18 protein-coding genes are annotated in these 20295 nt (G+C 64.6%); 17 read left to right on the top strand and 1 reads right to left on the bottom strand.

All coding sequences use genetic code 11. The features are described from left to right. Positions 1–276 precede the first annotated feature (276 nt). Complete coding sequence (locus WD006_RS24085; protein ID WP_224446166.1) at positions 277–4944, top strand: glutamate synthase-related protein; 4668 nt, start codon at positions 277–279, stop codon at positions 4942–4944. Between the two features lie 111 nt (positions 4945–5055). Then, positions 5056–6519, top strand: coding sequence for a glutamate synthase subunit beta (locus WD006_RS24080; RefSeq protein ID WP_011517734.1), 1464 nt, complete (start codon positions 5056–5058; stop codon positions 6517–6519). Positions 6520–6612: 93 nt separating this feature from the next. Here WD006_RS24080 and WD006_RS24075 read toward each other — a convergent pair whose 3' ends face one another. Then, entirely contained in the window at positions 6613–7122 is a 510-nt protein-coding gene (locus WD006_RS24075) for a GNAT family N-acetyltransferase (protein ID WP_011517733.1), read from the bottom strand. Positions 7123–7294: 172 nt separating this feature from the next. Here WD006_RS24075 and WD006_RS24070 point away from each other — a divergent pair, with 172 nt between their 5' ends. The 15 genes from WD006_RS24070 (at position 7295) to hisB (ending at position 20243) form a co-directional block, all read left to right on the top strand. After that, a complete protein-coding gene (locus WD006_RS24070) occupies positions 7295–8413 on the top strand; it encodes a tripartite tricarboxylate transporter substrate binding protein (RefSeq protein WP_011517732.1) in 1119 nt (372 codons plus the stop codon). 134 nt (positions 8414–8547) lie between these two features. After that, positions 8548–9399, top strand: coding sequence for an ABC transporter ATP-binding protein (locus WD006_RS24065; protein WP_011517731.1), 852 nt, complete (start codon positions 8548–8550; stop codon positions 9397–9399). Continuing rightward, positions 9396–10172, top strand: a complete 777-nt coding sequence (mlaE, locus tag WD006_RS24060) for a lipid asymmetry maintenance ABC transporter permease subunit MlaE (RefSeq protein WP_011517730.1) — start codon at positions 9396–9398, stop codon at positions 10170–10172. Before WD006_RS24065 ends, mlaE begins: the two co-directional genes overlap by 4 nt. A gap of 35 nt (positions 10173–10207) precedes the next feature. Continuing rightward, the gene (mlaD, locus tag WD006_RS24055; RefSeq protein ID WP_011517729.1) at positions 10208–10747 is read left to right on the top strand and encodes an outer membrane lipid asymmetry maintenance protein MlaD; all 540 of its coding nucleotides are present in this window, start codon (positions 10208–10210) and stop codon (positions 10745–10747) included. Beyond that, entirely contained in the window at positions 10744–11544 is an 801-nt protein-coding gene (locus WD006_RS24050; protein WP_011517728.1) for an MlaA family lipoprotein, read from the top strand. The genes mlaD and WD006_RS24050 overlap by 4 nt, the downstream gene beginning before the upstream one ends. A gap of 185 nt (positions 11545–11729) precedes the next feature. Then, positions 11730–12356: an MlaC/ttg2D family ABC transporter substrate-binding protein gene (locus WD006_RS24045; protein ID WP_029308625.1), complete on the top strand. Its 627-nt coding sequence runs from the start codon at positions 11730–11732 to the stop codon at positions 12354–12356. 120 nt (positions 12357–12476) lie between these two features. Continuing rightward, positions 12477–12773 (top strand): STAS domain-containing protein, encoded by a 297-nt coding sequence (locus tag WD006_RS24040; protein WP_008643040.1) that lies wholly within the window; start codon positions 12477–12479, stop codon positions 12771–12773. 255 nt (positions 12774–13028) lie between these two features. Further along, positions 13029–13979: an ABC transporter ATP-binding protein gene (locus WD006_RS24035; RefSeq protein ID WP_008643041.1), complete on the top strand. Its 951-nt coding sequence runs from the start codon at positions 13029–13031 to the stop codon at positions 13977–13979. After that, complete coding sequence (locus WD006_RS24030) at positions 13976–14797, top strand: ABC transporter permease (protein WP_011517726.1); 822 nt, start codon at positions 13976–13978, stop codon at positions 14795–14797. The genes WD006_RS24035 and WD006_RS24030 overlap by 4 nt, the downstream gene beginning before the upstream one ends. 34 nt (positions 14798–14831) lie before the next feature. Then, the gene (locus tag WD006_RS24025) at positions 14832–15077 is read left to right on the top strand and encodes a BolA family protein (RefSeq protein ID WP_011517725.1); all 246 of its coding nucleotides are present in this window, start codon (positions 14832–14834) and stop codon (positions 15075–15077) included. Positions 15078–15145: 68 nt separating this feature from the next. Continuing rightward, positions 15146–16396, top strand: coding sequence for a UDP-N-acetylglucosamine 1-carboxyvinyltransferase (gene murA, locus WD006_RS24020; RefSeq protein WP_011517724.1), 1251 nt, complete (start codon positions 15146–15148; stop codon positions 16394–16396). Between the two features lie 68 nt (positions 16397–16464). After that, a complete protein-coding gene (gene hisG / locus WD006_RS24015; RefSeq protein ID WP_008643045.1) occupies positions 16465–17139 on the top strand; it encodes an ATP phosphoribosyltransferase in 675 nt (224 codons plus the stop codon). Positions 17140–17176: 37 nt separating this feature from the next. Continuing rightward, positions 17177–18511 (top strand): histidinol dehydrogenase, encoded by a 1335-nt coding sequence (hisD, locus tag WD006_RS24010; protein WP_011517723.1) that lies wholly within the window; start codon positions 17177–17179, stop codon positions 18509–18511. A gap of 36 nt (positions 18512–18547) precedes the next feature. Continuing rightward, a complete protein-coding gene (hisC, locus tag WD006_RS24005; protein WP_029308624.1) occupies positions 18548–19648 on the top strand; it encodes a histidinol-phosphate transaminase in 1101 nt (366 codons plus the stop codon). Between the two features lie 7 nt (positions 19649–19655). Next, positions 19656–20243, top strand: a complete 588-nt coding sequence (gene hisB, locus WD006_RS24000; protein WP_011517721.1) for an imidazoleglycerol-phosphate dehydratase HisB — start codon at positions 19656–19658, stop codon at positions 20241–20243. Positions 20244–20295: the final 52 nt, after the last annotated feature.

Genomic DNA, 20295 nt, shown 5'->3' with positions numbered 1-20295 from the left:
TTTGCAAGGGCTCGGACGATTCTTTTATAGTTGCTCCACCCACAGTCATTGTGCGGCGCGTCACGCTCGTGTACGCCGCTGCGGTCCCGCTGTCTGACATCGTCGCTCGAAGAAGCACGTACACAGCCATCCCGTTCGGTCTGCCTTGCTGGCTGCGCAGCCTTCACCGGAATTCAGCCCGTGGACCACTCGCAACAATCCTCCGAACTCGCCGCCCGCCCGCAGGCTCAGGGCCTGTATGACCCGTCCAACGAGCACGATGCCTGCGGCGTCGGCATGGTGGCTCACATCAAGGGCAAGAAATCCCACGAAATCATCTCGCAGGGTCTGAAGATCCTCGAGAACCTGGACCACCGGGGTGCCGTGGGCGCCGACGCGCTGATGGGCGATGGCGCCGGTATCCTGATCCAGATCCCGGATCAGTTCTACCGCGAGGAAATGGCCAAGCAGGGCGTGACCCTGCCGCCCGCCGGCGAATATGGCGTGGGCATGATCTTTCTGCCTAAGGAACACGCATCGCGTCTGGCCTGCGAACAGGAACTCGAACGCACCGTGCGCCTGGAAGGCCAGGTCGTGCTGGGTTGGCGTGATGTGCCGGTGGACGCGAACATGCCGATGTCCCCGACCGTGCGCAAGACCGAGCCGGTGATCCGCCAGATCTTCATCGGTCGTGGCCGCGACATCATGACCACGGACGCGCTGGAACGTAAGCTCTACGTCATCCGCAAGACCGCCAGCCACGCCATCCAGGCGCTCAAGCTCAAGCACGGCAAGGAATACTTCGTGCCGTCGATGTCGGCCCGTACCGTCGTGTACAAGGGCCTGCTGCTGGCCAACCAGGTGGGCGAGTACTACCTGGACCTGCTGGACGCCCGCGCCGTGTCGGCCCTGGCTCTGGTCCACCAGCGCTTCTCGACCAATACGTTCCCGGCCTGGGAGCTGGCCCACCCGTACCGCATGGTTGCCCACAACGGCGAAATCAACACGGTGAAGGGCAACGTGAACTGGGTGAACGCGCGTACCGGCGCGATCTCGTCGCCGGTGCTCGGCGATGACCTGCCCAAGCTCTGGCCGCTGATCTACCCGGGCCAATCGGATACGGCATCGTTCGACAACTGCCTCGAACTGCTGACAATGGCCGGTTACCCGCTCGTCCACGCGATGATGATGATGATCCCGGAAGCTTGGGAACAACACACGCTGATGGACGACAACCGTCGTGCCTTCTACGAGTACCACGCCGCGATGATGGAGCCGTGGGACGGCCCGGCCGCGATCTGCTTCACCGACGGCCGCCAGATCGGCGCGACGCTGGACCGTAACGGTCTGCGTCCGGCCCGCTTCTACGTGACCGAAGACGATTTCGTCGTGCTGGCGTCGGAAGCCGGCGTGCTGCCGTTCCCCGAGTCGCGCATCGTCCAGAAGTGGCGTCTGCAGCCGGGCAAGATGTTCCTGATCGACATGGAGCAGGGTCGCATCATCGACGACAAGGAACTCAAGGACAACCTGGCCAACGCCAAGCCGTACAAGAGCTGGATCGACGCCGTGCGCATCAAGCTCGACGAGCTCGAGGCCAAGGCCGAGGACGTAGCCGCCGAGAAGAAGCCGGTGGCGCGTCTGCTCGACCGCCAGCAGGCATTCGGCTACACGCAGGAAGACGTCAAGTTCCTGATGGCCCCGATGGCCCTGGCCGGTGAGGAAGCCACGGGCTCGATGGGCAATGACTCGCCGCTGGCTGTGCTGTCGTCGAAGAACAAGACGCTCTACAACTACTTCAAGCAGCTTTTCGCGCAGGTGACCAACCCGCCGATCGACCCGATCCGCGAGAACATGGTGATGTCGCTGGTGTCGTTCATCGGTCCGAAGCCGAATCTGCTGGAGCTGAACAACATCAACCCGCCGATGCGCCTCGAAGTGTCCCAGCCCGTGCTGGACTTCAAGGACATCGCCAAGATCCGCAACATCGAGCACTACACCGGCGGCAAGTTCCGTTCGTACGAACTGAACATCTGCTACCCGGTGGCGTGGGGCAAGGAAGGCATCGAGGCCCGCCTGGCGTCGCTGTGCGCGGAAGCCGTGGATGCGGTGCGTTCGGGCTACAACATCCTGATCGTGACGGACCGTCGCGTGGACGATGGCCAGGTGGCCATTCCCGCGCTGCTGGCCACGTCGGCCATTCACCACCACCTGGTCGAGAAGGGCCTGCGCACGTCGGCCGGCCTGGTCGTGGAAACCGGTTCGGCCCGCGAAGTGCACCATTTCGCGCTGCTGGCCGGCTATGGCGCTGAAGCCGTGCACCCGTACCTGGCGATGGAAACGCTGGCCGACATGGCCTCGGGCCTGTCGGGTGACCTGTCGCCGGAAAAGGCTGTCAAGAACTTCGTCAAGGCGATCGGCAAGGGCCTGCACAAGGTGATGTCGAAGATGGGCATCTCCACGTACATGTCGTACACGGGCGCCCAGATCTTCGAAGCCATCGGCCTGTCGCGCGAACTGGTGCAGAAGTACTTCCACGGTACGCCGTCGAACGTCGAAGGCATCGGCATCTTCGAGGTGGCCGAGGAAGCGCTGCGCCTGCATCGCGACGCGTTTGGCAGCAACCCCGTGCTGGAAAACATGCTCGAAGCCGGCGGCGAATACGCATTCCGTATCCGCGGTGAAGAACACATGTGGACCCCGGACTCGATCGCCAAGCTGCAGCACTCGGTGCGCGCCGACGATGGCAAGGGCCAGTACCAGACGTACAAGGAATACGCGAACATCATCAACGACCAGAGCCGCCGTCACATGACGCTGCGTGGCCTGTTCGAGTTCAAGGTCGATCCGGCCCGCGCCATTCCGCTGGAAGAAGTGGAGTCGGCCAAGGACATCGTCAAGCGTTTCGCCAGCGGTGCCATGTCGCTGGGTTCGATCTCGACTGAAGCCCACACGACGCTGGCCGTGGCGATGAACCGCATCGGCGGCAAGTCGAACACCGGCGAAGGCGGCGAGGACGAGAAGCGCTATCGCAACGAACTGCGCGGCATCCCCATCAAGCAGGGCGACACGCTCAAGGGCCTGCTGGGCGATGGCGTGATCGAGCGCGACCTGGAATTGAAGGCGGGCGATTCGCTGCGCTCGAAGATCAAGCAGGTGGCCTCGGGCCGTTTCGGCGTGACTGCCGAATACCTGGCATCGGCCGATCAGATCCAGATCAAGATGGCCCAGGGCGCCAAGCCGGGCGAAGGCGGCCAGCTGCCCGGCCACAAAGTCTCGGACTACATCGGCAAGCTGCGTTACTCGGTGCCGGGTGTGGGTCTGATCTCGCCGCCGCCGCACCACGACATCTACTCGATCGAGGATCTGGCACAGCTGATCCACGACCTGAAGAATGTGAACCCGGTGTCGGACATCTCGGTCAAGCTCGTGTCCGAAGTGGGCGTGGGTACCGTGGCGGCTGGCGTGGCCAAGGCCAAGGCCGATCACGTGGTGATCGCCGGCCATGACGGCGGCACCGGCGCATCGCCGCTGTCGTCGATCAAGCACGCCGGCACGCCGTGGGAACTGGGTCTGGCCGAGACGCAGCAGACGCTGATGCTGAACGGCCTGCGCAACCGTATCCGCGTGCAAGCCGACGGTCAGATGAAGACCGGCCGCGACGTCGTGATCGGCGCGCTGCTGGGCGCTGACGAGTTCGGTTTTGCTACCGCGCCGCTGGTTGCCGAAGGCTGCATCATGATGCGCAAGTGCCATCTGAACACCTGCCCGGTGGGCGTGGCCACGCAAGATCCGGCGCTGCGCAAGAAATTCCAGGGCAAGCCCGAGCACGTTGTGAACTTCTTCTTCTTCGTTGCGGAAGAAGCGCGCGAGATCATGGCGCAACTGGGTATCCGCACGTTCGACGAACTGATCGGCCGCGCCGACCTGCTCGACATGCGCGCCGGTATCGAACACTGGAAGGCGCGTGGCCTGGACTTCGGCCGCATCTTCTACCAGCCGCCGTTCCCGGCCGACGTGCCGCGCTACCACACCGACGTGCAGGATCACGGCCTGTCGGCGGAAGCCGGCAAGGCGCTCGACCACGTGCTGATCGCCAAGGCGCGTCCGGCCATCGACAAGGGCGAACGCGTGTCGTTCATCCAGCCGGTGAAGAACGTGAACCGTACCGTTGGCGCGATGCTGTCCGGCGTGATCGCCAAGCAGCACGGCCACGAAGGCCTGGCCGACGACACGATCCACATCCAGTTCCAGGGCACCGCCGGCCAGTCGTTTGCCGCGTTCCTGGCACATGGCATCACGATGGATCTGGTGGGTGACGCTAATGACTACGTGGGCAAGGGCCTGTCGGGCGGCCGCGTGATCGTGCGCGCTCCGCACGAGTTCCGTGGCGATCCGACCCGCAACATCATCGTCGGCAACACGGTGCTGTACGGCGCCATCGCTGGTGAAGCCTTCTTCAACGGCGTGGGCGGCGAGCGCTTCGCGGTGCGTAACTCGGGTGCCACGGCTGTCGTGGAAGGCACGGGCGACCACGGTTGCGAATACATGACCGGCGGTACCGTCGTGGTGCTGGGTGGTACGGGACGTAACTTCGCAGCCGGCATGTCCGGTGGCGTGGCCTACGTCTACGACGAGGATGGCCTGTTCGACAAGCGCTGCAACACGTCGATGGTGGCGCTCGAGGCAGTGCTGGCTTCGGCCGACCAGGAGAAGGGCCAGCCCAAGGCGCAGTGGCACAAGTTCGGTGGCGAGCGGACGGCCGACGAAGTCATCCTGCGTAACCTGATCGAGCAGCACTTCCGCTACACCGGTTCGGAGCGCGCCAAGGCGCTGCTGGCGGACTGGACCACGGCACGCCGCAAGTTCGTCAAGGTCTTCCCGACCGAGTACAAGCGCGCGCTGGGCGAGATGTACGCGAAGGAACAGGCCGCGCGCGACAACGATCGCGAGGCAGTGGCCGCCTGATCGGTAGCCCCACGAGATGGCGCCGCGGCCAGGTTCGCGGCGCCGACAAGATACTGACCCCACGCGAGGCCGGCCCGGCCGCCTCGCGCCAAGCAAGACCAAGGATGCAACATGGGTAAGGCGACTGGTTTTCTCGAATTTGCGCGCCAGAATGAAGGCTACGAACCCGTAGTCAAGCGCGTGAAGCACTACAAGGAATTCGTGTTCGCGCTGTCGGACAGCGAGGCGAAGATTCAGGGTGCGCGCTGCATGGACTGCGGTATCCCGTTCTGCAACAACGGCTGCCCGGTCAACAACATCATTCCGGACTTCAACGACCTCGTGTATCGCCAGGACTGGAAGTCGGCGATCGAAGTCCTGCACCAGACCAACAACTTCCCCGAGTTCACGGGCCGCATCTGCCCGGCGCCGTGCGAAGCCGCCTGCACGCTCGGCATCAACGAGCTGCCGGTTGGCATCAAGTCGATCGAGCACGCGATCATCGACAAGGCCTGGGAAGAGGGCTGGGTCCAGCCGCAGGTGCCTGCGCACAAGACCGGCAAGACCGTCGCTGTCGTGGGTTCGGGACCCGCCGGCATGGCAGCCGCCCAGCAACTGGCGCGCGCCGGCCACGCTGTGACCGTGTTCGAGAAGAATGACCGCATCGGCGGCCTGCTCCGCTACGGCATTCCCGACTTCAAGATGGAGAAGACCCTGATCGACCGCCGCATCGAGCAGATGCAGGCCGAAGGCGTGACCTTCCGCGCTGGCGTGATGGTGACCGACGGCGCGCTGCCGGCCGGCATCAAGAACTACGCTCGCGAGACGATCTCGGCCCAGGCGCTGATGGAGCAGTTCGACGCCGTGGTACTGGCCGGTGGCGCCGAAGTGCCGCGCGACCTGCCCGTGCCGGGCCGCGATCTGGCCGGCGTGCACTACGCGCTGGAGTTCCTGATCCCGCAGAACAAGGAAGTGGCGGGCGATGGCGTCAACGAGATTCGTGCCGAAGGCAAGCACGTCATCGTGATCGGCGGTGGCGATACGGGTTCGGACTGCGTGGGCACGTCGAACCGCCACGGCGCAACCTCGGTGACGCAGTTCGAACTGCTGCCGCAGCCGCCGGAAGAAGAGAACAAGCCGCTGGTGTGGCCGTACTGGCCGATCAAGCTGCGCACGTCGTCGTCGCACGACGAAGGCTGCTCGCGTGACTGGTCGGTGGCCACCAAGGAACTGGTTGGCGAGAACGGCAAGGTCAAGGCCCTGAAGGCCTGCCGCGTCGAATGGAAGGACGGCAAGATGCAGGAAGTGCCGGGCAGCGAGTTCGTGCTGCAGGCCGACCTGGTGCTGTTGGCCATGGGCTTCACGAACCCGGTCGGCTCGATGCTCGAAGCGTTCGGTGTCGACACGGATGCACGCAAGAACGCCAAGGCATCGACCGAAGGCGATCGCGCTTACTACACCAACGTGCCGAAGGTGTTCGCCGCTGGCGACGTGCGCCGTGGTCAGTCGCTCGTGGTGTGGGCCATCCGCGAAGGCCGCCAGGCTGCCCGCTCGGTGGACGCGTTCCTGATGGGCCATTCGACCCTGCCGCGCTGATCCGTAGCGTTGGGTTCAAAAGCAAAACCCCCCGCAAGTGCGAACTTGCGGGGGGTTTGTTTATGGCTGGGTTGAGAGTCGTGGCGGGGCGTTCTAAAGCCGACGCTCCATCAACACGGCGTCATCACCGTAGTCAGCCAGCTTCTCCGCATACTCGCCAGCGGCGATCGTCGCGTACCCAAGCCTGCGCCACCACACGGCCGCCGACTGCACGGCGATCAGGCGAGACGACAGCAAGCCGTCCGCCAGCGCGGCATCGCGGGCCGCCGCGTATAGCCGTTGCGCCAGGCCCATTCCCCGGCCGACCGGCGCCACCGCCATGTCATGCACGAACCAGGTGAGCGCAGCCCCCGGCATCCAGTCTCGCGCCAGCACGCCATCGAGGGGCGGCAGCGCGTCTTCGGGCCAGGGGTGCGTGAACAGGTACGCCGCCAGCGCGCCATCTGGCAGGGCGGCTGCCCAGCAGGTGTCGGGGGATAGCGCCAGCCGGCTGGCGAGGGCATCGGAGGATTCGAGCAACATGTCGCCGTAGCACTGCGCCTGGACGGCGAGCACGGCGGGCATGTCGGCGACCGCTAATGGCCGCAGGACGATTTCAGGCATCCAGCGATTATAAATGGGCTCACATTGGGGTCCTCCCGGACAGCGTTTACGTGGTCTGTGCTGGCCGGGAGCATGTCTCTACAATGGCCCGAAACGATAACGAAGAAACTGCCTCGAATCCCTTTCAGCCGATTTGGAGCCGTCGCCTTGTGTGGCGGACCGGAGGAAATTGATGTCCGAAGTGCGCAAATCGAGGCGACTTTGGCGAGGTATAGCGAAGTTGCCAAAACTTGCTGCCATCCTGGCAGTTCTGCGGTGCGGGCCGCGGAGCGCCATATCGTGGGGCCTGGTTGCCTGTGCCGCGAGCACGGCGACGGCTCTCGCGCAACCGCCCGCCATCGCGCAGCTGGCAAGCATTCCCAGCGCCGGTCGTTCGGAGATGAGTCGTCCGGTGTCATTTCCGGCACGTCCTATCAGGATGATCGTTCCGTTTCCTGCGGGCGGTGTGTCTGACGCCGTCGCGCGGCTGCTGGCCGAGCGGCTGTCGGCTCGGCTCGGCGTGCCGATCGAGGTCGACAATCGTCCCGGAGCCTCGGGCACCATGGCTGGCGATGTGGTGGCGAAGGCAAGCTCCGATGGCCACACGTTGCTGTTCCATCAGGCCAACATACTGATCCAGCCCGGTCTGGAGCCTGTGCCATACGATGTCATTCGAGACTTCGTGCCGGTGGGCCGTGTGGCGACAATGCCGCTGTTCCTGGTCATTGACGGCCGCCTGCCCATGCAGACGCCCCAGCAGTGGGCCACCGCGGTACGCTCGAATCCGGGCTCCTACAGCTATGGCTACGGCCAGCCCGGCAGTCCATCTCACCTCTATGCCGAGTACGCCGTGCGGGGGCTCCCGAATGCGGTCCCGCTGGTAACGGCCAAGGGCGAGAGTGCCGTGGTGCAGGAAATGCTGGCCGGTCGCATCAGCGCCTGCTTTTGCTCGTACGTATCGATCCAGCAACACATTCGCTCGGGCGCGCTGCGCATGATCGCCGTGACCGGTGTGGCGCGTTCGCCGCTTGCGCCGCAGGTGCCAACGCTGCAGGAGTCGGGCATCGAAGGCTATGCCGCCGCCGCGTGGTATGGCGTGATGGTGCCGGCGAAGACGCCGCGGGCGATCGTGGCCAGGCTGGCGAATGAACTCGACAACGTCACCGAAGAGCGCGAAGTGCGCGCCCGGATGCTTGCCGCGGGCCTCACGCCGATGCAGGACTCGCCTGAGGCATTCGCCACGGCCATCCGCTCCGAATCGACCCAGTGGCAGGCCATCCTGCGTCAGACAGGGCAACACGGCGATCCCTGAAATGTCTTCTGCCGAGCGAAGATACTTCTCTTAACGATTGTTATCGTTTCCGGAACAGTGCGGTCACCATTTGGAACCGGCGCTGGGTAGGTACTAGCCCTTATAATGGCGGACTGTCCAAAAACGGTGACAATGTGACCGCTACTGTGCCGAACCCTTCTGGCCAAGTATTTGCTGGCCCGAATGTCGTCGAACTCGCGGATGTCGATTTTGCATACGCGGCTGGCGACAAGCCAATCCTCTCCGGCCTTTCCATGCGCTTTCCGCGCGGGAAGGTGGTGGCCGTCATGGGTGGCTCCGGCTGTGGCAAGACCACGGTCATGCGCCTTATCGGCGGCATGGTGCGCCCGCAGCGCGGCAGCGTCACTTTCAACGGTGCCGACATCGACGCCATGGACCAGAAGGGCCTGTATGCGGTCCGGCGACAGATGGGAATGTTGTTCCAGTTTGGCGCGCTGTTCACTGACTTGTCGGTATTCGACAACGTTGCATTTCCGCTGCGCGAACACACCGATCTGCCGGAGTCGATGATCCGGGATCTGGTGCTGATGAAGCTCAACGCAGTAGGGCTGCGCGGCGCACGCGACCTCATGCCCGCGCAGATTTCGGGCGGCATGGCGCGACGCGTGGCGCTAGCCCGCGCCATAGCGCTGGACCCCGCGCTACTGATGTACGACGAGCCGTTCGCCGGCCTCGACCCGATCTCGCTCGGCCTGACCGCAAGCCTGATCCGGAATCTCAACGACGCGCTCGGCGCGACCACGATCATCGTCTCGCATGACGTGAACGAGACATTCCTGATCGCCGATTACGTCTATTTCATCGCCAACGGCCGTATCGCGGCGGAAGGCACGCCCGACGCGATGCGCGGCTCGGATGATCCATTCGTGCGCCAGTTCGTTCACGCCGAGGTGGACGGTCCGGTGCCGTTCCACTATGCCGGTCCGGCACTGGCCGATGATTTCGGCGTAGGAGGCGCGAAGTGAACGGCTTCTTTACCTCGATTGGCTCGACGGTACGCCAGTTCGTCGGCGGCCTGGGTCATGCCACGCGCATGTTCCTGACGATGCTGGCGCTCTCGCCCGCGCTGTTGCGCCGCTTCCGGCTGGTGACCGACCAGGTGTTCTTCGTCGGCAACCTTTCGCTCGTGATCATCGCGGTGTCGGGTTTGTTCGTCGGATTCGTGCTGGGTCTGCAGGGCTACTACACGCTGAACCGCTTCGGTTCGGAGCAGGCGCTGGGCCTTCTGGTAGCCCTGTCGCTGGTGCGCGAGCTGGGGCCGGTGGTGGCAGCGCTGCTGTTCGCCGGCCGCGCTGGCACGTCGCTGACGGCCGAAATCGGTCTGATGAAGGCCGGTGAGCAACTCAGCGCCATGGAGATGATGGCCGTGAACCCGTTGCAGCGCGTGATCGCACCGCGTTTCTGGGCCGGCGTGATCGCCATGCCTGTGCTGGCCACGATCTTCAGCGCCCTGGGTGTCCTGGGTGGCTACCTGGTCGGCGTGCAACTGATTGGTGTGGACGCCGGCGCATTCTGGTCGCAGATGCAGAACGGCGTCGATGTGCGCGCGGATGTGCTCAACGGCGTGATCAAGAGCTTTATTTTCGGTATCACCGTGACGTTCATCGCGCTGTATCAAGGTTTCGAAGCCAAGCCGACCCCGGAGGGCGTATCGCGCGCCACCACACGTACCGTGGTACTGGCCTCGCTGGCCGTGCTGGGACTGGATTTCCTGCTGACCGCGCTGATGTTCAGCTAGGCCAGCCGCACCGATCGCATGAGAAAGAGAATCGCATGAAGAAGACTACGCTCGACTACTGGGTAGGGGTGTTCGTGGTACTGGGCTTTGCCGCGCTGCTGTTCCTGGCGCTCAAGGCCGGCAACATGAGCAGCTTCTCGTTCCAGGAGACCTACACGGTTACCGCGCAGTTCGACAACATCGGCGGACTGAAGCCGCGCGCGCCGATCAAGAGCGCGGGCGTGGTGGTTGGCCGCGTCGCATCCATCCGCCTCGACGACAAGAACTACATGGCCACGGTCGAGCTGAACCTCGACAAGCGCTACCAGTTCCCGAAGGACACGTCGGCCAAGATCCTGACGTCGGGCCTACTCGGCGAGCAGTACATCGGCCTCGAGGCCGGTGGCGACACGGCGATGCTGGCGCAGGGCGGCAAGATCACGATGACCCAGTCGGCGGTGGTGCTTGAAAACCTGATCGGCCAGTTCCTCTACAACAAGGCGGCCGATGCCGGCGCTGGTGGCGGATCGACCTCGTCAGGCTCGGGTGCCGGAGCGCTGCCTGCAGCGCCCGGTACTGGCGGGAGCGGCAAATGATGGTCTTGCAGCGCCTGGCCGTTGCATCGCTGGCGGCGCTTGCCCTGGCGGGTTGCGCAACGGGCCCGAACGCGAATCCCGCGGATCCGCTCGAGCCGTTCAACCGCGGCGTCAGCACGTTCAACGAGAAGCTCGACACCTATGCACTGAAGCCGGTGGCCACGGTCTATTCGGACTACACGCCGACCCCGGTGCAAATTGCGGTCGGCAATTTCTTCTCGAATGTCAGTGACGTCTACTCCGCGGCGAATAATCTGCTGCAAGGCAAGCCGTCGCGCGCGGCCGAGGACACGATGCGCGTGGCGATCAACAGTGTGCTCGGCATCGGGGGGCTGATCGACATCGCCACGCCGGCCGGCCTGCCGAAGTACAAGGAAGACTTCGGCCAGACCATGGGCGTGTGGGGTGTGCCTGCGGGGCCGTACCTGGTGCTGCCGCTGTTCGGGCCGAGCAGCGTGCGGGATACCGCAGGCATGATCGTGGACCGCTTCTCGGATCCGACCACCTATATCTCGCCCTGGTATGCCGGCTTGGGCCTGCAAACCGTCCGCGTGATCGACACGCGCGCGCAATTGCTTGGCGCGTCGAGCCTGATCGAGGCGGCGGCGCTGGACCGCTATTCGTTCCTGCGCGATTCATACCTGCAGCGGCGCAACTACCTGATCCACGACGGTGAGGTGCCGGACAAGGATGGTGGCGCGCCGGACGGAAAGCAGGACGACAACAGCGCGCCCGCGCAGCCATCCGCACCGGAGCCCGCCACGCCCACGACCCCAGCAAGTCCGAAGGCGGGTTGATTGCCCCATCAGGCCAGTGCTGACAACGCCTGTGTCGCCTGTGAGCACGCTGTGAGCCCTGCAACAAAGTGTTTGAATGTGGTGTTTGGAACATTTCGCGCCCCGCGCTTGCCCAACGCCTGTGTTTCAATGGTTCCGGTACCCGGCAGCGTCCAGGCCGGACCAGAATCGAAAGGATATTCACGATGATCAAGCGACTGCTGCTTCCCTTCCTCACCGTTTTCGCCTTCGCCGGTGCCGCGCACGCCCAGCAGGCGGCGGACACGTCTACCCCTGACGGCCTGGTCAAGTCCGTGGTCAACGACGTGATGACCAGCGTGCGCGCGGACAAGGACATGCAGGCCGGCAACATTGGCAAGATCTCGGCGCTGGTGGAGCAGAAGATCCTGCCGAACGCCAATTTCACCAAGACCACGCAGATCGCGATGGGCCGTAACTGGTCGAAGGCGTCGCCCGAGCAGCAGAAGGTCATCACCGACGAGTTCAAGACGCTGCTGATCCGCACGTACGCGGGCGCCATCGCGCAGATTCGCGACCAGCAGGTCCAGTTCCGTCCGTACCGCGGCACGCCTGAGGACACCGATGCCACGATCCGCACCCAGGTGATCAACAAGGGCGAGCCGATCCAGCTCGACTACCGTCTCGAGAAGACCGCGCAAGGCTGGAAGGTCTACGACATCAACGTGCTGGGCGCCTGGCTGACCGAGGCCTACAAGGGCAGCTTCAACACGATCGCCAACCAGCAGGGTGTCGACGGCATCATCAAGACGCTGCAGGACCGCAACCGCCAGTTGGCCAGCGCCAAGGGCTGATCCGGATTTCGTTGCGGCGCACCACGTCGCAACGATCTGGTCTACAATGGCCGTTCGCTCCCGCCTGCAACCGCTGAGCGGGAGCGTTTCATTTCCATCTCCCTGATTCCACGACCTTTCATGCCCGCCCTTGGCAATTCGCTGACCAACCGCAACGCCGCCACTGTGCTGCGTGACGGGCTGTCGCGTGTGACGCAGGGCGAAGTGACGGTCGATTGCAGCGCGCTGCAGCAGGTCGATTCGGCTGCCGTTGCCGTGCTGCTGGCCTGGCAACGTGTCGCGTCGCGGCGCGGGCAGACCCTGGCATTGAGTGGCGTGCCCGCCCAGCTGCGGTCGCTGGCCAGTCTCTATGGCGTCGATGGCCTGCTGGGCCTCGCTTCGGCCGCCGATCACGCGGACCATCACCACCGACATTGAACCGGCATCCGTTGCCGCGCGCCAGCAGCTTTCGCGCGTAGCCATGCGATGCCACGGCGTCCGGCCGAGGGTCGGCGTCGCGTCGAGCAAAGCGGGGTTTCCCCTGCATCCCCTATAATTCCGGGTTGTTCGTCCCCAAGTCGTCCCCAAGTGTCCTGACACGATTCCCCCAGGTGCTGCGCGGCTAACCTCAAGGGCGTTCCCCAACTCAAGATAGGCCGGCCGCAAAGCGGCCCAGTCACAAGACATTCGGCCATGAAAGCCATCGAAATTACCGATGTCCGCAAGCGCTACCGCAATCTGCAGGCGCTCAAGGGGGTCAGTTTCAGCGTCGAGCGCGGCGAGTTTTTCGGCCTGCTCGGGCCCAACGGCGCGGGCAAGACCACGCTGATCTCGATCCTCGCGGGCCTGAACCGCGCCAATTCGGGACGCGTCAGCGTGCTTGGCCACGACGTCGTGGACGACTACCGCATGGCGCGCCGCATGCTGGGCGTGGTGCCGCAGGAACTGGTCTTCGACCCGTTCTTCACGGTGCGCGAGACCCTGCGCCTGCAATCGGGCTACTTCGGGCTGACGCGCAACGACGACTGGATCGACGAGATCATGGCCAATCTCGATCTCACGAACAAGGCGGACAGCAACATGCGCCAGCTCTCGGGCGGCATGAAGCGCCGCGTGCTGGTGGCGCAGGCGCTGGTGCACCGGCCGCCCGTGATCGTGCTGGACGAGCCGACCGCCGGCGTGGACGTGGAACTGCGCCAGACGCTCTGGAAGTTCATCTCGCGCCTGAACCGCGAGGGCCACACGATCATCCTGACCACCCACTACCTGGAAGAAGCCGAGGCGCTGTGCGATCGCATCGCCATGCTCAAGTTCGGGGAAGTGGTGGCGCTGGACCGCACCAGCAACCTGCTGACCCAGTTCGCCGGGCTGCAACTGGTGCTCACGCTGTCACGGGGCACGCTGCCGCCGGCGCTGGAAGCGCTGCGCACGCCGTCCAACCCGGGGGAGCGCGCGCATCGCCTGCGCCTGTCCGGATACGAAGCCGTGGAGCCGATTCTTGCTGCGCTGCGGGAAGCCGGTTGCGAAATCGAAGACATGGAAATCAGCAAGGCCGACCTCGAGGACGTGTTCGTCCAGATCATGCGCCGCGAAGGCCAGATGCCGGGCGCCCTGCCCAATACCGCGATGGAGGCTGCGGCATGAAGAACCCGGCTGAAATCGACGTTGCCGACCAGCAGCGCCTGGAGTCGATGGCCGTGGGTGGCCTGATCGGCTTCCGCACGTTGCTCTACAAGGAGGTGCTGCGTTTCTGGAAGGTGTCCTTCCAGACCGTGGCCGCGCCGGTCCTGACCGCTGTGCTGTACCTGTTGATCTTTGGTCACGTGCTGGAAGACCGCGTGCGCGTCTACGACCAGATCAGCTATACCGCGTTCCTGGTGCCGGGCCTGGTAATGATGAGCGTGCTGCAGAATGCGTTCGCGAACAGCTCGTCGTCGCTGATCCAGTCAAAGATCACGGGCAACCTGGTGTTCATCCTGCTGCCGCCGCTGTCGCACTGGGAAATGTTTGGCGCCTACGTGGTGGCGTCGATCATCCGTGGGCTCTGCGTCGGCCTGGGCGTGCTGCTGGTGACCGCCTGGTTCGCCAACCTGCATTTCGCCCATATCGGCTGGATCCTGGTGTTCGGCCTGATGGGCGCGGGCATTCTCGGCACGCTGGGCCTGATCGCCGGCATCTGGGCCGAAAAATTCGACCAGCTGGCCGCGTTTCAGAACTTCCTGATCATGCCCGCGACGTTCCTGTCCGGCGTCTTCTATTCCATACATTCGCTGCCGGCGTTCTGGCAGGCTGTGTCCCACGCGAACCCGTTCTTCTACATGATCGACGGCTTCCGCTACGGCTTCTTTGGCGTGTCGGACGTGCCGCCGCTGCAGAGCCTGGCCGTCGTGGTCGTGGCCTTCGTGGTGCTGGCGGCGCTGGCGCTGCGGCTGCTGCGCAACGGATACAAGCTACGGTACTGATGTGCCGCCCTAACGGATTCAACCAGAGATAGACATGCTGCCAACACCGGAACAAGTCAGGGATTACATTGCCCAAGGATTGCCCTGCGAACATCTGGAAGTGGACGGCGACGGCCAGCACTTCTTCGCGACGATCGTGAGCGCGGAGTTCGATGGCAAACGCCTGATCCAGCGGCACCAGCGCGTGTACGCGGCGCTGGGAGAGCGGATGCGCGCGGAGATCCACGCGCTGTCGATGAAGACGCTGACCCCCGCCGAATGGCAGGCTGGCGGCAAGTAAGCGGCGTTCCGCACCACAGAACAACTTTGCCGGCTGGGCGTGTGCCCGGCTGGGACTACTGACAGAACATGGACAAATTCCAGATCCAGGGCAATGGGCCGCTCAAGGGCGAAATCCGCATCTCGGGCGCCAAGAACGCTGCGCTGCCGATCCTGTGCGCCGGCCTGCTGACCGCCGATACGGTGACCATCGGCAACGTTCCCGACCTGCAGGACACGCGCACCATGCTCAAGCTGCTGCGCCAGATGGGCATGAAGGCCGAGATGGTCGACGGCGTCGCCACGTTGCAGGGCGCCGACATCAACTCGCCCGAAGCGTCGTACGACCTCGTGAAGACGATGCGCGCGTCGATTCTCGTGCTCGGGCCGCTGGTGGCGCGCTTTGGCGAGGCACGTGTATCGCTGCCCGGTGGTTGCGGCATTGGCGCGCGTCCGGTGGACCAGCACATCAAGGGCCTGCAAGCGATGGGCGCCGAGATCACCATCGAGCACGGCTTCATTCATGCCCGCGCCAATCGTCTGAAGGGCGCTCGCGTGGTCACGGACATGATCACCGTGACCGGCACCGAGAATCTGCTGATGGCAGCCACGCTGGCCGAAGGCGAGACCGTGCTTGAAAACGCCGCGCGCGAGCCCGAGGTCACCGACCTGGCCGAACTGCTGGTGAAGATGGGCGCCAAGATCGAAGGCATCGGTACTGACCGCCTGGTGGTGCAGGGCGTGGATCGCCTGCACGGCGCCGAGCACAAGGTAGTGGCCGACCGCATCGAGGCGGGCACGTTCCTGTGCGCCGCAGCGGCCACGCTTGGCGACATCGTGCTGCGCGGCATCCCGCCGCTGATTCTCGACGCTGTGCTGATCAAGCTGCGCGAAGCCGGCGCTACCGTGGAAACCGGTGATGACTGGATTCGCCTGGCCATGCCGCAGCGCGCGCAGGCCGTGAGCTTCCGCACCTCCGAATACCCGGCGTTCCCGACCGACATGCAGGCGCAATTCATGGCGCTCAATGCCGTCGCCGAGGGTACCGCGCGTATCACCGAGACGATCTTCGAGAACCGCTTCATGCACGTGCAGGAACTGAACCGCCTGGGCGCCAACATCACCGCCGAAGGCAATACGGCCGTGGTGACCGGTGTGCCGCGACTGTCCGGCGCCAGCGTGATGGCCACCGACCTGCGCGCGTCGGCCAGTCTCGTGATCGCGGGTCTGGTGGCGGATGGCGAGACGGTGATCGACCGCATCTACCACCTGGATCGTGGGTACGACCGCATGGAAAACAAGCTGTCCGCGGTCGGCGCGAAGATCCTCCGCATCAGCTGAGGCACGACGCCCGCCACGAACGATGCCGAAACGGCAAGCCGCCCCCGAACACTGCTGAAGAATCTACGATGAGCCCCGCTTTCAATGCTTCGCCCGACCAGCTTACGCTGGCACTGTCAAAGGGCCGCATCTTCAAGGAAACGCTGCCACTGCTGGCTGCCGCCGGCATTCAGGTGACAGAGGATCCCGAGACTTCGCGCAAACTGATCCTGCCCACGTCCGATCCGGCTGTGCGCGTGATCATCGTGCGTGCTTCGGACGTGCCGACCTACGTGCAGTACGGCGCGGCCGATTTCGGCGTGGCCGGCAAGGACGTGTTGATGGAGCACGGCATGGCCGGCCTCTACGCGCCGATCGACCTGAACATCGCGCGCTGCCGCATGTCTGTGGCGGTGCCGGCCGGCTTCGACTACGTCAATGCGGTGCGCCAGGGCGCGCGCCTGGCCGTGGCCACCAAGTACGTGCAGACCGCGCGCGAGCACTTCGCGAAGAAGGGTGTGCACGTTGATCTGATCAAGCTCTACGGTTCGATGGAACTGGGGCCGCTGGTGGGGCTGTCCGACGCGATCGTCGATCTGGTCAGCACCGGCAGCACCTTGCGCGCCAATAACCTCGTCGAGGTGGAGGAGATCGTCCAGATCTCGTCGCGTCTGGTGGTCAACCAGGCAGCGCTCAAACTCAAGCGCGAACGGCTGGCGCCGATTCTCGATGCATTTGAACGGGCCTCGGCCGCGCTCGCCTGAGGCGGGCGGTGACCGGAGACCCGCGAGGAAAGAAGTCATGAACGATACCGAAATGGAAAACCTGTCGATCCGCCGGCTTGATTCGCGCGAGCCCGGTTTCGCCGGCGCGCTGCGTCAGGTGCTGGCGTTCGAAGCATCCGAAGACGAGGCGATCGACCGCGCTGCTGCCGATATCCTGGCCGATGTGCGCCGCCGTGGCGACGAGGCCGTGCTCGAGTACACGCGCCGCTTCGATCGCATGGAGGCCTCGTCGATGTCGGCACTGGCATTGTCGCAATCCGAACTGGAAGCCGCGCTGGAGGACCTCGAGCCGAAGCGCCGCGCCGCGCTGGAAGCCGCCGCTGCCCGCGTGCGTGCGTACCACGAGAAGCAGAAAATCGAATGCGGCAGCCATAGCTGGGAATACACCGAGGCCGATGGCACGATGCTGGGCCAGAAGGTGACCCCGCTCGACCGCGTGGGCCTCTACGTGCCGGGTGGCAAGGCCGCCTACCCGTCGTCGGTGCTGATGAATGCAATTCCGGCGCGCGTGGCTGGCGTCAAGGAAGTCATCATGGTCGTCCCGACGCCGGGCGGCGTGCGTAACGAACTGGTGCTGGCCGCCGCGCAGATCGCCGGCGTCGATCGCGTGTACACGATTGGTGGCGCGCAGGCCGTGGGCGCGCTCGCGTACGGCACCGCCACGCTGCCGCAGGTCGACAAGATCGTCGGCCCGGGCAATGCCTACGTGGCCGCTGCCAAGCGCCGCGTGTTCGGCACGGTCGGTATCGACATGATCGCCGGCCCGTCGGAAATCCTCGTGATCTGCGATGGCACCACCGACCCCGACTGGGTGGCGATGGACCTGTTCTCGCAGGCCGAGCACGACGAACTCGCGCAATCGATCCTGCTGTGCCCGGATGCCGAGTACCTGAACCGCGTGCTGGAAAGTATCCAGCGCCAGTTGCCGACGATGCCCCGCCGCGAGGTCATCGCCGCGTCGCTGTCGGGCCGTGGCGCACTGGTCAAGGTGCGCGACATGGAGGAAGCCTGCGAGATTGCCAACGCGATCGCGCCGGAGCACCTCGAGATCTCCGCCGAGAATCCGCGCCAGTGGAGCGAGAAGATTCGCCATGCCGGCGCCATCTTCCTGGGCCGTTACACGAGCGAGTCGCTCGGCGACTACTGTGCCGGCCCGAACCACGTGCTCCCCACTTCGCGCACCGCCCGTTTTTCGTCGCCGCTGGGTGTCTATGACTTCCAGAAGCGTTCGAGCCTGATCGAGGTGAGCGAGAACGGTGCGCAGATGCTGGGCCAGATCGCTGCCGAGCTTGCCTATGGCGAAGGCCTGCAGGCCCACGCGCGCAGTGCCGAGTACCGCTTCAAACGTTAAGCTGGATTCATCAAAGCAGGACCAACGAGGACCATCATGTCAGCCGTAGACCCATCCCTGATCGAACGCATCATCCGTGACGACGTGCGCGCCATGGGCGCCTACCACGTGGCCGATTCGCACGGACTGGTGAAGCTCGACGCGATGGAGAATCCGTACCGGCTGCCGCCCGAGCTGCGCGCGCAACTGGCCGCGCGGCTCGGCGAGGTCGCGCTGAATCGCTATCCGGTGCCGAGCAGCGAGGCGCTGCGCGCCAAGCTCAAGACGGTGATGAACGTGCCGGCCGGCATGGATGTGCTGCTGGGCAATGGCTCCGACGAAATCATCAGCATGTTGTCGCTGGCCGCGGCCAGGCCGGGTGCCAAGGTGATGGCGCCGGTGCCGGGCTTCGTCATGTACGCAATGTCGGCGCAGTTCGCCGGGCTCGAGTTCGTTGGTGTGCCGCTGCGCCCGGACTTCACGCTGGACCGCGCGGCAATGCTGGCGGCGATGGCCGAGCACAAGCCCGCCATCATCTATCTGGCCTACCCGAACAACCCAACGGGCAACCTGTTCGACGCCGACGATATGGCGGCGATCGTGCGTGCCGCCCAAGGCGAGGTGTGCCAGAGCCTGGTGGTGGTCGACGAGGCGTACCAGCCGTTCGCGCAGGAAAGCTGGATGCCGCGCCTGACGGAATTCGGCAACCTGCTGGTCATGCGTACCGTGTCGAAGCTTGGTCTGGCCGGTATCCGTCTGGGCTATGTAGCCGGCGCGCCCGAATGGTTGTCGCAGCTCGACAAGGTGCGCCCGCCGTACAACGTCAACGTGCTGACCGAAGCCACCGCGCTGTTCGCCCTCGAACACGTGGCCGTACTGGATGACCAGGCCGCCAAGTTGCGTGCGGAACGGTCGAAACTGGTCGAGGCCATGGCCGGAATGCCGGGCGTGACGGTGTTCCCGAGCGCGGCCAACTTCGTGCTGGTGCGCGTGCCGAATGCTGCACAGATCTTCGATCGCCTGCTGGCCCGGAAGGTATTGATCAAGAACGTGAGTAAAATGCACACGTTGCTGGCCAACTGTCTGCGCGTGACGGTCAGCACTCCGGAAGAAAACGTGCAGTTTCTTGAGGCATTCAAGGCCTCGTTGCAGGATTAACCCCACCATGCGTGTCGCAGAGGTCACCCGCAATACTTCGGAAACGCAGATCCGCGTTTCGCTGAATCTCGATGGCACTGGCCGCCAGAAACTGGCGTCCGGCGTGCCGTTCCTCGACCACATGCTGGATCAGATTGCCCGCCATGGCATGTTCGACCTCGAGGTCGAAGCCACGGGCGATACCCATATCGACGATCACCATACGGTGGAAGACGTCGGCATCACGCTGGGCCAGGCCGTGGCGCGTGCCATCGGCGACAAGAAGGGCATCACGCGCTATGGGCACAGCTACGTGCCGCTCGACGAGTGCCTGTCGCGGGTGGTGATCGACTTCTCGGGCCGTCCGGGCCTGGAGTTCCACGTGCCGTTCACGCGCGCCCGTGTGGGTAGCTTCGACGTTGACCTGACGATCGAGTTCTTCCGCGGTTTCGTCAATCACGCCGGCGTGACGCTCCATATCGACAATATTCGCGGCATCAACGCCCATCATCAATGCGAAACGGTGTTCAAGGCCTTCGGGCGTGCGCTGCGCATGGCGGTGGAGCTGGATCCGCGCGCGGCCAACACGATTCCGTCGACCAAGGGCACGCTCTAAGCCAGGTTGATCTCACGCGCCACCCTGTAGGCGTGCCGGCTGGTTGCGGCGC

The organism is Cupriavidus sp. Met-2 (assembly GCF_049843575.1).
GTDB classification, from domain to species: domain Bacteria; phylum Pseudomonadota; class Gammaproteobacteria; order Burkholderiales; family Burkholderiaceae; genus Cupriavidus; species Cupriavidus metallidurans.
Note: the sequence above shows the minus strand (reverse complement) of the source record. Positions and strands in the feature narration are given on the sequence as shown.